This window comes from Nonomuraea glycinis, from assembly GCF_035920485.1.
GTDB lineage: Bacteria > Actinomycetota > Actinomycetes > Streptosporangiales > Streptosporangiaceae > Nonomuraea > Nonomuraea glycinis.
In genome coordinates this window covers 5,027,172-5,040,188 of the sequence record NZ_CP109166.1, presented here as the reverse complement: position 1 = coordinate 5,040,188, position 13,017 = coordinate 5,027,172, and the positions used below count along the sequence as shown (strand labels likewise).

Below are 13,017 nucleotides of genomic sequence, written 5' to 3'. Positions count from 1 at the left end.
AAGAATGCCGCCCTAGCGTGAACTCATGCTCATCACCCGTCACGCCGAAGCCCGCGCGCTGCTCGCGGACCCCCGTTACGTTCCGCCGCCGGTACGGCAGGACGGCGAGCCCGGAACGCTCGCCTGGCTGCGCTCGCAGGTGTCGCGGTTCAGTCATGGGGAGGTCCACGCCGAGCGGCGGCGGCTGCTGACCGCCTGCCTGGCGACGCTCGACGCGGACGCGCTGCGTTCGGCGGCCGGATCGCTGACGCTGGAGCGGGCGGGAGACTGGCGGGACGTGCCCACCGAGGTGCTCGGCGCCGCGCTCGGCTTCGCGGACACCGGCCGCCTGGCGCGGGTGGTACGGACCGCCGCGACGGGCTACCTGTCCGGCGTGGAGAGTGCCGAGGCGGACGCCGCGGTCACCGAGCTGACCCGGCTGGCCGGCGGGGCCACCCCCGAGAGCGTCGCCCGGATCACCCTGCTCCTCCAGGCACACGCCGCCACCGAGGACCTCATCGCCACCGCACTCACCCACGCGACCCCCGGCGGCGCCGCGCCCGCGGAACCCGACATCGCCCCGCTCGCACGCACGAATCACGGCACGACCGTGCTCGCACCCGCCGTCCCTGACACGACCGTGCTCACACCCGCCGTCTCTGGTGGGGAGGTGGACGGGCTGGTGTACGAGACGCTTCGGCATGATCCGCCGGTGAAGGTCACGCGCAGGGTCGATCGGCAGACCGGTGCGGAGGTGGTGGTCGATCTGGTGGCGGCCAACCGTGATCCTGACGTGTTCGGCGATCCTGGCCGATTCGACGCCTCGCGGGGTGAGACGCCGCATCTGACGTTCGGGGCGGGCGTGCGGCCCTGTCCCGCCTCCCGGCACGGGCTCGCCCTGGCGGCGGGCGTGCTGGAGGCGCTGCTGGGCACGGTGGACGAATGAGCGAGAACTTCCGCGAGCTGCACCGGCCGGGCGACCCCCTGCTGCTGCCCAACGCCTGGGACTACGGCTCGGCGGCGCTGCTCGCCCGGCAGGGGTTCGCCGCCATCGGCACGACCAGCCTGGGCGTGTCCGCCGTGCACGGCAAGCCCGACGCGGGCGGCGCGACCAAGGCCGAGACGGTGACCCTCGCCAGGACGCTCATGAGTCTCGGCGTGCTGGTGAGCGTGGACATCGAAGGCGGCTTCAGCGACGACCCCGAGCGGGTGTCGGAGCTGGTCGCGATGCTCGCCGGGCTCGGGGTCGCAGGCGTCAACCTGGAGGACGGCCGGGCCGACGGCACGCTGCGCCCGATCGAGACCCATCAGGCGATCATCGAGGCGGCCAAGGGGCACGGCGTGTTCGTGAACGCCAGGACCGACACCCGCTGGCTGGGCACCGGCGACACGCTGGAACGGGTGCGCGCCTACGGGCACGCGGACGGCGTCTTCGTACCCGCCATGACCGACCTGGGCGAGATCGCGCGGCTGGTGGAGAGCACGCCGCTGCCGGTGAACATCCTCTACCAGCCGGGCGGCCCGAGCCTGGCCGAGCTCGCCGGGGTCGGCGTGGCCAGGGTGAGCACCGGCTCACTGCTCTATCGGGCGAGCCTGCGGGGCGCCCTGGCGGAGTTGCGGGCCGTACAGGGAGGGCCGGAGCCCGCGCTGCCCAGCTACGCGGACATCACCGCGATGCTGCCTGAACCACAATAATTGGAGCATGCGCTTCGACATCCTTGGGCCGACCGAGGTGCGCGACGACGGCGGAGCGCCGGTGGCGATCGGTGGTCCACGGGTGCGTGCGCTGCTCGCGCTGCTGGCCCTGGAGAGCGGGCGGATCGTCGACGCCGAGCGGCTCGTCGACCTCCTGTACGGGACGCGGCCTCCTGGCGGTGTCGCCAACGCGCTGCAGTCGCAGGTGTCGAGGCTGCGCCGGGCGCTGGGACGCGACCGGGTGGAGTTCCACCCCTCGGGTTACCGGCTGGTGGCCGACCCGCTCGACGTGGACGCGCACCGCTTCGAACGCCTGGCCGCCGAGGGCGGTCAGGCGCTGGCCGGGGGCGATCCCCGCCGCGCGGCGGCGCTGCTGCGCGAGGGGCTGGAGCTGTGGCGGGGCGCGCCGCTCGCCGACGCCCCGCACGCGGAGGCGGCCGCCGCCCGGCTGGCGGAGCTGCGGCTGGCCGCCATCGAGGATCGCGTCCAGGCCGAGCTGGAGCTGGGCCGCCACCGCGAGCTGGTGGCCGAGCTGACCCAGCTCACCGCCGCCCACCCGCTGCGCGAGCGGCCGCGCGCGCAGCTCATGCGCGCCCTGTACGGCAGCGGCCGCCAGGCCGAGGCGCTGGCCGCCTACGACGAAGGGCGGCGCATTCTGGACGAGGAACTCGGCGTCGAGCCAGGCACGGAACTCGCCGCCGTCCACCTCGCGGTACTACGAGCCGATCCGTCCCTGGGCGCGTCGGCCCAAGGCGGGCCGGGCCTGGGCACGCCGGGCCTGGGCACGCCGAGCGCGGGCACGCCGGGCGCGGGCGCAACGGGCCTGGGTACGTCGGGCCTGGGCGTGCCGGGCGGGGGCGCGGTCAGGCAGGGTGTTCGTGCTCAGCTGACCAGCTTCGTCGGTAGGGCGGAGGAGTTGCGGCAGGTTCGTGCCGAATTGGCGGGGGCCAGGCTGGTCACGCTGATCGGGCCCGGGGGCGCGGGGAAGACTCGGCTGGCCGTCGAGGCAGCCGGGCGGATCGAGGGGGATGTGTGCGTCGTGCAGCTCGCGCCTGTCGCCGACGGGGCCGAGGTGCCGTTGGCCGTGCTGGCCGCGCTCGAGATCCGCGACCGTACGCACGCCAGGGACCTGCCGGCCGTCGAGCCGACGGCTCGGCTGGTGACCGCGCTCGCCGATCGCGAGCTGCTGCTGGTGCTGGACAACTGCGAGCACCTGATCGAGGCGGCCGCGGCCCTGGCCGACACGCTGCTGGCCGCCTGCCCCGCCCTGCGCGTGCTGGCGACCAGCCGCGAGGCGCTCGGCATCACCGGCGAGTGCATCCTGCCCGTCGCACCGTTGCGGGTGCCGCCGCCGGACGCCGCCGACCCGCTCGCCTACCCCGCCGCCCGGCTGTTCGCCGACCGGGCCGCCGCGGTGCGGCAGGCGTTCGAGGTCGATGCGGAGAACGCGGCCCAGGTGATCCAGATCTGCCGGGCGCTCGACGGGCTGCCGCTGGCCATCGAGCTGGCGGCGGCCAGGCTGCGCGCGCTGTCGCTGTCGGAGGTGGCGGCCCGGCTGGACGACCGGTTCAGGCTGCTGACGCGCGGTAGCCGTACGGCGCTGCCCAGGCACCAGACGTTACGCGCGGTGGTCGCGTGGAGCTGGGACCTGCTGGACGACGGCGAGCAGACGCTGGCCAGGCGCCTGACGGTGTTCGCGGGCGGCGCGACCCCGCGCGCGGCCGAGCGGGTATGCGGGCTGCCCGAGGACGTGCTGTTCTCGCTCGCGGAGAAGTCGCTGGTCGAGGTGGTCGACGGCCGCTACCGGATGCTGCGGACGATCCGCGCGTTCTGCGCCGAGCAGCTCGCGGCGGCCGGCGAGGCGGAGTCGATCCATCACGCGCACGCCGCCTACTACCTGGACCTGGTGAACACCGCCGACCCGCACCTGCGCACCGCCGAGCAGCTCGACTGGCTGACCCGCCTGGACAAGGAGAGCGACGACCTCACCGCGGCCGTGCGCTGGGCCATCGAGTCGGGCCCGAGTGAGCTGGCCCTGCGGCTGGTCGCGCTCTCCGCCTGCTACTGGTGGATGCGCGGCCACCGCGCCGTCAGCGCCCACCTGGCCACCGACCTGCTGGCGCGCCTCGGCGACAGGGTGCCGGCCGAGCTGAACGAGGAGTACGTGATGTGCGTGCTCGTCGCGGTGTGGTCCGGCGACGTCGGCGAGGAACTCGCGGCCCGCCTGAACCGGCTGCGCGGGTTGCTGCCTGATCAGTACATGCCGCCACGGCTGGAGTTCCTGTCGATTCTGCTGCCCATGTTCACCGGGCCTCCCTCCGGTTACGACCTGATGAGCGAGGACAGTGACGCGATCATCGAGCAACTGCCGCCCTGGTCGAGGGCGCTCACGCACTGCGGCTCGGGGTTCATTCTCCAGATTGCGGGCAGGCCGGAGGAGGCCAGGGCCGCGTTCGAGCGGTCGCTGGCCGCCTTCAGGCGGCTCGGTGAGCGCTGGGGGACCATGCTCGCCCTGTCGGGGCTCGGCGATCTCGCCTTCGACCAGGGCGACTACGCCTCCTCCTCCGCGATGGCCGACGAGGCACTGAAGCTGTCGCGGGAGCTGGGCGCGATGGCCGACGTCGCGGAGAATCTGTGCCGCCGAGCCGACGCCGTCGCCCGTACCGGTGACCCGGCCGGCGCGCTGGAGGACTACCGGCTGGCGGCACGGCTGTCGCGCCGCATCGGCTCACGCGACACCCTCGCCAGGGCGCACTGCGGACTCGGCGAGCTGGCGCTGGCTCAGGGGGACGTCGGTGCGGCGCGCCGCCTGCTGGAGCAGGCCCGCGCCGAGTGCCCCGACCAGTGGTACAGCGCCGGTGACCTCACCGACCGCATCGCGGCGGGGCTGACCCGCCTGGGAGAGCCGGTCAGCGAGCGGTAGGAGTTCGGTCAGCGGCGGCCTCGACGGTGGACCGCATGACGAAGAAATGGGCCAGTCTCGCCGTCGCGTGCCTGGCCACCCTCCTGCTCTCACTGGATCTCACGGTGCTGCACCTCGCGCTGCCGAGGCTGGTGGCCGACCTCGGCGCGAGCGCCACCGAGCTCCTGTGGATCGGCGACGTCTACGGCTTCGCGCTGGCCGGCCTGCTCATCACCATGGGCAACCTCGGTGACCGCGTCGGGCGCAAGCGGCTGCTGCTCATCGGCACGGTGGCGTTCGGCGCCGCCTCCGCGCTCACCGCCTTCGCGCCCAGCCCGGAGCTGCTCATCGCGGCCCGGGCGCTGCTCGGCGTGGCCGGCGCGACGATCATGCCGTCCACCTTGTCGATCATCCGGAACGTGTTCACCGACCCGGGCGAGCGGACCGCGGCCATCGGCATCTGGAGTGGGATGAGCGCGGCCGGGTTCGCCCTGGGCCCGGTGGTCGGCGGACTTCTGCTGGACCGCTTCTGGTGGGGGTCGGTGTTCCTGATCAACGTGCCGATCATGGCGATCGTGCTGGTCGGGGGCCTGATGGTGCTGCCGGAGTCGCACGACCCGGACGCCGGCCGCATCGACCTGCCGAGCGTGGCGCTCTCCTTCACCGGCGTCATCACGGTCATCTACGCCGTCAAGGAGGCGGCCCACCAGGGTCCGGGGCACGCCGACGTGCTGGTCGCGGGGGTCGTCGGGATCGCCTGCCTGGTCGCCTTCGGCCTGCGGCAGACGCGGCTGGCCGCGCCGCTGATCGACATGCGGCTCTTCAGGCGGCGGGCGTTCTCCGCGTCGATCGGCACCAACCTGCTGGCGATCTTCGCGATGATGGCCATGTCGCTGATGTTCGCGTGGTACTTCCAGCTCGTACTCGGCTGGTCGCCCCTGCAGGCCGGGCTGGCCACCCTGCCCGGAGGGCTGAGCGGCGCGGTCGGCGGCATCGTCGCCGCCAAGCTCATCAACCCGCTGGGCCGGAACGGGGTCGTGGCGCTCGGACTCGGCATGAACGCCGCCTCGTTCCTCTACTACAGCACGCTCGGCCTGGAGCTCACCTATCCGGTCATGCTGGGGGCCATGCTGGTCGGCGGCATGGGCGTCGGGCTGGCGTTCACCGTCAACAACGACAACGTGCTCGCCACGGTCCCCGCCCAGCGCGCGGGTGCGGCGGCCGCCGTGTCGGAGACGTCGTTCGAGCTGGGCGGGGCGCTCGGCATCGCCATCCTGGGCACCCTGCTGAACAGCGTCTACAGCGGCATCCTCCAGATGCCGGCCGGGATCCCGGGCCAGGCGGCGAAGGAGTCGATCGCGGGGGCGCTCAGCACGGCGGAGTCGCTGCCCCCGGAGCAGGCCGGGCAGCTCATCGGGGCCGCCCGGGCGGCCTTCGTCGAGGCCGTGCACATCACCTCGCTCACCACGGCCGCGATGCTGGCGGTCGTCGCGGTGCTCGCCCTGGTCGGGCTGCGCGGCGTACCCAAGGTCATCCCCGAGGAGGTGCTGACCCGCGCGCACTCCTGACAGGTCTTGAGCACGATCGGTGGCGCGCGCCGCGTGCGACGCGCGCCACCGGGGCGGCCTAGCCGAACAGGCCGTTGACCCGCTCGTTCGCCCCGTCCAGGGCGTTGATGTCGGCCTTGCGGGAGAAGATCGCGTCCATCGTCTCCGTCATCGTGGCGGTGATGTCGGCCCAGTGGTCGGCGATGGGCGCCAGGTGGGTGGTGCCCTCCTCGACGTGCATGGTGAAGGGCTTGACGTCGATGCCCAGCTTGCCGAAAGCCTGCTCCGACCTGGCCCGCGCGCTCTTGATCGCCGGGAAGATGACGGCCTCGTCGGCCACGATCTCCTCCTGGCAGGCGGGCGAGCCGAGGAACTTCACCCAGGCCCACGCGGCGTCGGGGTTGTCGGTGGCGGCGGAGATGTTGTCGGCCAGGCCGTTGAAGAGGCTGGCCCGCTTGCCGGTGGGGCCGACGGGGGTCGGGGCCAGCACCGACTTCACGCCCTTCATGTTCCAGTACGACTTGGTGTTCCAGCTACCCTCGGTGACCATCGCGTACTTGCCGGCCCCGTAGGCGTCCATCTGGTTCATCCCCGCGCCGGCGATCGCCATGCTCGGCATGTACCCCTTGTCGATCAGGGAGGTGAACCACGTGATGGCCTCCTTGAACTTGGGGTCGGCGTAGTTGAACCGGCTGGGCCACGGGTTCTGGTCGGCGTACTGCCAGCCGTTGCTCATGGCGTACATGCTCCACTCGGTCTGGCCGAAGCCCGCGCCGCTGCCCGCCAGTCCGAGGCCGTAGACGGCCACCTTCGTCTTGTCGAAGCCGGGCTCGTCACCGCGCTTGCCGTTCTTGTCCACGGTGAGGTGGGCGATGGCCTTCTCGTAGCTGCCGCCGTCCTTCGGGTTCCACTCCAGCTTCTCCATGTCCTCCGGCTTGAGGCCCGCGTCCTTGAGCAGCCCGCTGTTGTAGATGACGGCGACCGTGTCGAAGTCCTTCGGCAGCCCGTACCTCTTGCCGTCCTTGGTGACCCACAGGTCCGCCAGGCCGTCCTGGTAGAGGGACAGGTCCACCTTGTCCTTGGCGACCTGGTCGTCGATCGGCAGGATCGTGCCCTGGGCGGCGAAGTCGGGGTAGCGCGACAGGTGGCTGACGAACACGTCCGGGGCGGTGCCGGAGACGAAGGCGGTGGTCAGGGTGTTCCAGTAGTCGTCCCAGCCGTACTGTGTGATCTTGACCTGGTAGTTCGGGTTCGCCTTGTGGAAGGCGTCGGCGCAGGCCTGGTACTGCGGCTGCTGGGCGACGTCCCACAGCCAGTAGTCGATGGTGGCGGACTCGGCGGCGGCTTGGCCGCCTTCGGGGGCGCCGGCGCCGCAGGCGGAGAGGAGCAGCGCCGCGGTCGCGGCGGCGGCGAGTGAGCGGAGGTGTCCCTGCATCACAGAACCTTCTTTACGTGTGGTACCAACCAGGGGGGTGGCGGCTTACTTGACGCCTGTGTAGCCGATCGAGTCGATGACCCTGCGGCCGAGCATGGTGAAGAGGATGATCATCGGTAGCGCCGCGAAGAGCGTGGCCGCCATGAGGCCCGCCCAGTCGGGGCTGCCCTGCGGGGTCTGGGATCGGAAGATGCCCAGGGCGACGGTGAGCACCCGGACGCTCTCGTCCTTGCCGACCAGGAGCGGCCAGAAGTAGTCGTTCCAGCTCGTGATGTAGGTGAGGATGGCCAGCGTGGCGATCGGCGCCTTGCTGACCGGCAGGACGATGCGGAAGAAGATCCGCACATGGCCCGCGCCGTCGATGCGCGCCGCCTCCTCCAGACTGGCGTTGACGCCCAGGAAGAACTGGCGCAGGAAGAACACCGCGAACGGCGTCATGAGCAGGTGGGGCAGCACGATGCCGAGGTAGGTGTTGAGCAGGCCGAGATCCTTGATCAGGATGAAGTTCGGCAGCGTCGTGAAGATCGGCGGCACCATGAGCGCGGTGAGGAAGAGCATGAAGACCGCGTCGCGGCCGGGCCACCGCATCCGGGCGAAGGCGTAGGCGGCCATCGCGCTGAAGAACACCTGCCCGGCCGTGGTGACGGTGGCGACGACGATCGAGTTGCGCAGGAAGAGCCAGAAGCTCACGGTGCCGCTGGAGCCGCCCTCGGCCACCGCCTCGGCGGTGCTGGACAGCCCGAGCACCCGCCGGTAGGCCCCGAGGGTGAAGTCGACGGGCAGCAGGTCGGTGGCGCCGGCGGCCAGCGAGCGGGTGCTGGAGAAAGAGGTGCGCAGCATCCAGTAGAAGGGGAAGAGCGTCACGATCATGACGACGACGAGCACGGCCCAGCCGGCGATCCGCCCCCAGGGGAGCCGCCCGCCGCGCGGCGAGGTGACTGCCATCACGATCCCTTCAGGTCGGACTCGCCCGCCCGGCTGAGGCGGAGCTGCAGATAGGCGACCCCGGCCAGCAGCACGAACAGCACCGACGACAGGGCGGCGGCGTAGCCGAAGTGGAAGCGGGTGAAGGCCAGGTCGTAGATGTAGTAGTAGATGACCCTGGTGGCGTTGATCGGCCCGCCGCCCGTGGTGACGGCCACGGTGTCGAACACCTGGAAGGACCCGATGACGGTGAGCACCATGACCAGCGCCATGACCGGGCGCAGCAGCGGCAGGGTGACCCGCCAGAAGATCCGCCACTCGCCGGCACCGTCGATCGCGGCGGCCTCGTAGACGCTGCTCGGGATCATCTGCAGCCCGGCGAAGATCAGCAGAGCGGTGTAGCCGACATGCCGCCAGGTGTTGACCAGGGCGATGGTCGGGATGGCCAGCTCGGACTCGCCGAAGAAGGCCAGCCGGTCCACGCCGAGCCACTCCAGCCCCTGGTTGACGATGCCGAGCTGGTAGTCGAGCATCCAGAACCACACCAGGGCGACCACCACGTTGGCCACCAGGAACGGCAGCAGCACCACGCCGCGGACGAACATGGACCTGGTCAGCCGGTGCATGAGGACGGCCAGCAGGACCGACATGACGGTCTGGACGCCGATGTTGATCACCACGTACTCGGCGGTGACCATGAGCGCGTTCCAGAACAGGTGGTCTCCGAGCAGCCGCTCATAGTTGTCCAGCCCGATGAAGCGGGGTGGCGTGAGCACGTTGTACTGGGTCAGGCTCAGGTAGAAGGCGCGCAGGGCCGGCCAGAGGTAGAAGAGCAGGAAACCGAGGGCCGCCGGCAGGACGAACGCGAGCGCGATGGGCAGGTCACCCAGGCGCCGGCCGCGGCGGCGGGGCGGGGCGCCTCGGGAGGCGGCCTCGGTCCGGCGCGGCGCGGCGTGGACGGTGTCGCTGGTCATACAACCTCCTCGTGCCCGCCAGTCAGCGGTGCAGCAGCAGGTGCTGGAGAGCGGTGACCGCCGCTCCCCTGGCCCATTCGTTGAAGGCGAAGGGCTTGACGACCACCGGTACGGGGGTGGACGTCCAATGCGTGTGGCGGGCGAGCGCGGTCTGGAAGGCGTCCGCGCACACCTCGTACATGTGGACCGCCTCGCCGGACAGGATCACGAGCTCGGGGCCGGTGATGTTGGCGACGGTGGCGACGATCTGGCCGAGCGCGGTGCCGGCCTCGTCGAGCACGCGGCGGGCGACGGGGTGGCCGTCGCGGGTCTCGTCGCGGGCCATCGCCAGGCAGTCGTCGAAAGTGAGCTCGGGCCGGTCCAGCGCGGTGGCGACGGACCGGCGGATGGCCGGGGAGCTGGCGTAGGCGCGGGCGCAGCCGCGGTGGCCCTGCTCGCACATGGGGCCGCGGTCGTCGATGGCGAGGTGACCCACCAGCCCGGTGGCCCCGGACCGCCCGGTGACCAGCCGGTCGCCGATGACCATCCCGCAGCCGATGCCGGCGCCGACGGTGATCAGGGCGAAGGAGGAATGGCCGACGCCCTCGCCGAACCACTGCTGGACGGCGGTGAGCGCGCGGACGTCGTTGTCGAGCACGGTCGGCACGGCGACGGCCTCTTCGACGAGTCTGGCCAGGGGTAGCTGGCTCCAGCCGAGGAACGGCGAGGTGTGCACGACGGGGTCGCTGGGGGTGGCCGTGCCCGCGAGGCTGATGCCGACGGCCGACAGCGGCCGGTCCTCCTCGGTCAGGTCGGCGACCGTCTGGGCGATCTGACCGAGGACGTTGTCGATGTCGTGGTCGATCAGCGTCCTTTGGGTCTCCTCCTGGATGGTGGCGGCCAGGTCGGTGCGTACGGCGTAGAGCTCGTCGGCGGTGAGCTTGATGCCGACGAACGACATGCGGGACGCGTCTACCTGGAGAGGCTGCGAGGGCCGCCCGACGGTCGAGGGTCCCTCTCCCGTCAGTTGCTCCCGCAGGTAGCCCGTCTCGATGAAGGGCTTGGTGACCTTCGTCAGCGCGGAGGGCGACAGGGCCAGCCGCCGGGCCACCTCGGCGCGGGACATGGGCCCGTGCACCAGCAGCTCGACGAAGACCGAGCGCATCGCATCGGTGAGCCGTTCACTCTGTGAGAACACGCGGCCCATGGTTGGGTAAGTTCGTTCACCATGTCAAGTAAAAGAAGTGATACCCATCACATCCGATCCCTCCTGATGCCGTACGAGATCATGGTTCATTGACCTTGTGCACTTATTGGGGTTAGTCTCCAGCCGCCTGCACACTGAAGAAGCCGGGGGACCGCCATGCCCGTAACTCCTCTCGACGAGCACTGCTGGGCGATCGACACGCCTGCTTCGACGTACGTGATCCGCGTGGAGGTGGACCCGGCGACCGGGGAGGCCGCGCCGGCGCAGAAATACTGGGGGCCGCGGCTGTCCACGGAGGCGGCCCGCCAGGTCGCCGCCGCGCGGGAGCCGCGCCGGCACGTCACGAGCTTCTCCACCCCTTCCGAGGCCGAGGAACTGCTGCCGGTGGACGGCGGCACCCGGTGGGGGACGCCGTCCCTGCAGGTCTCCTTCGGCCACGCCCGCTCGGTCGAGCTGCGGTTCGCCGGGGCGAGCGAGCACGACGAGGGCGGCGGCGCCCAGCGGCTGGACCTCGCGCTGGCCGACGCCCACCACCCGTTCGAGGTGGTGCTGTCCATCCGGGCCCGCGAGGACACCGACGTCATCGAGCGGTGGACCACCGTGCGGCACCCGCCGGACCAGGCGGGCGAGCCGATCACCGTGACCCGGCTCGACTCCGCCAACTGGTTCGTCCCCGACCAGGCCGGCTACCGCTACAGCGGCGTCTTCGGCGCCTGGGCGGAGGAGTTCCAGCTCCAGCGGGAGCCGCTGCCCGTCGGCGAGCTGGTCTTCACCAGCCGCCAGGGCATCACCAGCCACCAGGCGAACCCGTGGATCATGATCGACGCGGGGGCGGCGGGCGAGGAGCACGGCGAGGTGTGGGGCGTCGCCCTGGCCTGGAGCGGAAGCTGGCGGCTGACCACCACGCACCGGCCCGAGGGCGGCGTGTCCGTCTCGGCCGGCTTCGGGCACGAGGGCGTGCGCTGGACGCTCGAACCGGGCCAGGAGCTGACCGGTCCACCGGCGCTCGGGCTCTACAGCGCCGCCGGGTTCGGCGCGGCGAGCAGGGCCTGGCACGAGTACGCCCGCCGCCACGTCCTGCCGACGCCCGGCGAGGAGCGGCCGGTGCTCTACAACTCCTGGGAGGCCACCGCCTTCGCCGTGACCGAGTCCGGCCAGCTGGAGCTCGCCAAGACCGCGGCCTCGCTCGGCGTCGAACTGTTCGTCATCGACGACGGCTGGTTCGGGGCCCGCGACGACGACACCACCTCGCTGGGCGACTGGTGGCCGCACCGCGAGCGTTTCCCCGCCGGCCTGCGCGGCATGCTGGACGGCATCCGCGAGCTGGGGATGCGGGTGGGCCTGTGGGTGGAGCCGGAGATGGTCAGCCCCGACAGCGACCTCTACCGCGCCCATCCCGACTGGATCCTGCACCTGGAGCACCGGCGCAGGGACCAGAAGCGCAACCAGCTCGTGCTGAACTTCGCCCGGCGGGACATCCGCGACTGGGCGCTGGACTGGCTCGACCGGCTGGTCACCGAGCTCGACCTCGACTACTTCAAGTGGGACATGAACCGGCCGTTCACCCAGGCCGGCTGGCCGGAGCAGGGCGCGGCGCAGGACCGGGTCTGGATCGAGCACACGCGCGGCGTCTACGACGTGCTGGACCGGCTGCGGGAGCGGCACCCCGGGCTGCGGATCGAGTCGTGCTCCGGCGGCGGCGGCCGGGTCGACCTCGGCATCCTGCGGCGCACCGACGAGGTCTGGCCCTCGGACAACACCGACGCCAAGGACCGCCAGCAGATCCAGCACGGCTTCTCCCAGCTCTACCCGGCGAGCACGATGTCGGCCTGGGTGACCGACTCCCCCAACGTGACGACCGGCCGCGCCATGCCGCTGCGCTACCGGTTCCACGTGGCCATGGCGGGCGTGCTGGGCATCGGCGGGGACCTGCCCGAGTGGTCGCCGCAGGAGCTGGCGGAGGCGGCCGAGCTGATCGCCCAGTACAAGTCCGTGCGCCGCGTCATCCAGCACGGCGCCCAGTTCCGGCTGGCGGGCACGCCGGGGCAGGAGCGCTCGGCCGTGCAGTACGTGCTGGACGACCTGGTCGTGGCGCTGGTCTACAACCCGCTCGGCAACGCCAAGCGCGGGCCGCGCCGGCTGCGGCTGGCGGGGCTGGACCCGGAGGCGCTGTACGAGGTGGTGCTGGGCGGCGACGCCGGGGAGGGCGTGCGGGGCCGGCTCGCGCACGGGTCGCGGTGGTACGGCTCGGCCCTCATGGCGGCCGGCATCCGGCCCGCCGCCTGGGAGCCGATCGGCGCCGACTACCGCAGCGACCTGGTCGTGCTCAAGCGGGTGAGCCACTGACCCTCGGGCGCGGAGGCGGGGCGGCGGCT

9 protein-coding genes are annotated in these 13,017 nt (G+C 71.8%); 5 read left to right on the top strand and 4 right to left on the bottom strand.

Annotated elements, in window-relative coordinates; genetic code table 11:
- Positions 1-25: 25 nt before the first annotated feature.
- Genes OHA68_RS23835 through OHA68_RS23820 form a run of 4 tightly spaced genes read left to right on the top strand, consistent with a single transcriptional unit; the run spans position 26 to position 6,144 of the window.
- On the top strand, positions 26-925 hold the full coding sequence (locus tag OHA68_RS23835; protein ID WP_327102227.1) for a hypothetical protein: 900 nt from the start codon (positions 26-28) through the stop codon (positions 923-925).
- Complete coding sequence (locus OHA68_RS23830) at positions 922-1,674, top strand: isocitrate lyase/PEP mutase family protein (RefSeq protein ID WP_327102226.1); 753 nt, start codon at positions 922-924, stop codon at positions 1,672-1,674. Before OHA68_RS23835 ends, OHA68_RS23830 begins: the two co-directional genes overlap by 4 nt.
- A gap of 7 nt (positions 1,675-1,681) precedes the next feature.
- On the top strand, positions 1,682-4,597 hold the full coding sequence (locus tag OHA68_RS23825) for an AfsR/SARP family transcriptional regulator (RefSeq protein ID WP_327102225.1): 2,916 nt from the start codon (positions 1,682-1,684) through the stop codon (positions 4,595-4,597).
- A 35-nt stretch (positions 4,598-4,632) separates the two neighbouring features.
- Positions 4,633-6,144 (top strand): MFS transporter, encoded by a 1,512-nt coding sequence (locus tag OHA68_RS23820; protein WP_327102224.1) that lies wholly within the window; start codon positions 4,633-4,635, stop codon positions 6,142-6,144.
- 58 nt (positions 6,145-6,202) lie between these two features.
- On the opposite strand, the gene OHA68_RS23815 is transcribed toward OHA68_RS23820, so the two are convergent.
- Genes OHA68_RS23815 through OHA68_RS23800 form a run of 4 tightly spaced genes read right to left on the bottom strand, consistent with a single transcriptional unit; the run spans position 6,203 to position 10,633 of the window.
- Positions 6,203-7,558, bottom strand: a complete 1,356-nt coding sequence (locus tag OHA68_RS23815; protein WP_327102223.1) for an ABC transporter substrate-binding protein — start codon at positions 7,556-7,558, stop codon at positions 6,203-6,205.
- Between the two features lie 45 nt (positions 7,559-7,603).
- Positions 7,604-8,503, bottom strand: a complete 900-nt coding sequence (locus OHA68_RS23810; RefSeq protein WP_327102222.1) for a carbohydrate ABC transporter permease — start codon at positions 8,501-8,503, stop codon at positions 7,604-7,606.
- The gene (locus OHA68_RS23805) at positions 8,503-9,456 is read right to left on the bottom strand and encodes a carbohydrate ABC transporter permease (protein WP_327102221.1); all 954 of its coding nucleotides are present in this window, start codon (positions 9,454-9,456) and stop codon (positions 8,503-8,505) included. Before OHA68_RS23805 ends, OHA68_RS23810 begins: the two co-directional genes overlap by 1 nt.
- A gap of 22 nt (positions 9,457-9,478) precedes the next feature.
- On the bottom strand, positions 9,479-10,633 hold the full coding sequence (locus OHA68_RS23800; protein ID WP_189138223.1) for an ROK family protein: 1,155 nt from the start codon (positions 10,631-10,633) through the stop codon (positions 9,479-9,481).
- A 165-nt stretch (positions 10,634-10,798) separates the two neighbouring features.
- Between OHA68_RS23800 and OHA68_RS23795 the strand changes: the two genes are divergently transcribed.
- Positions 10,799-12,988, top strand: coding sequence for an alpha-galactosidase (locus tag OHA68_RS23795; RefSeq protein WP_327102220.1), 2,190 nt, complete (start codon positions 10,799-10,801; stop codon positions 12,986-12,988).
- Positions 12,989-13,017 lie beyond the last annotated feature (29 nt).

What these genes read in the sequence shown, in the direction of transcription:
- OHA68_RS23815 (WP_327102223.1), bottom strand. Translation starts at nt 7,558, where the DNA reads ATGCAGGGACACCTCCGCTCACTCGCCGCCGCCGCGACCGCGGCGCTG.
- OHA68_RS23835 (WP_327102227.1), top strand. Translation starts at nt 26, where the DNA reads ATGCTCATCACCCGTCACGCCGAAGCCCGCGCGCTGCTCGCGGACCCC.
- OHA68_RS23820 (WP_327102224.1), top strand. Translation starts at nt 4,633, where the DNA reads ATGACGAAGAAATGGGCCAGTCTCGCCGTCGCGTGCCTGGCCACCCTC.
- OHA68_RS23805 (WP_327102221.1), bottom strand. Translation starts at nt 9,456, where the DNA reads ATGACCAGCGACACCGTCCACGCCGCGCCGCGCCGGACCGAGGCCGCC.
- OHA68_RS23795 (WP_327102220.1), top strand. Translation starts at nt 10,799, where the DNA reads ATGCCCGTAACTCCTCTCGACGAGCACTGCTGGGCGATCGACACGCCT.
- OHA68_RS23830 (WP_327102226.1), top strand. Translation starts at nt 922, where the DNA reads ATGAGCGAGAACTTCCGCGAGCTGCACCGGCCGGGCGACCCCCTGCTG.
- OHA68_RS23825 (WP_327102225.1), top strand. Translation starts at nt 1,682, where the DNA reads ATGCGCTTCGACATCCTTGGGCCGACCGAGGTGCGCGACGACGGCGGA.
- OHA68_RS23810 (WP_327102222.1), bottom strand. Translation starts at nt 8,503, where the DNA reads ATGGCAGTCACCTCGCCGCGCGGCGGGCGGCTCCCCTGGGGGCGGATC.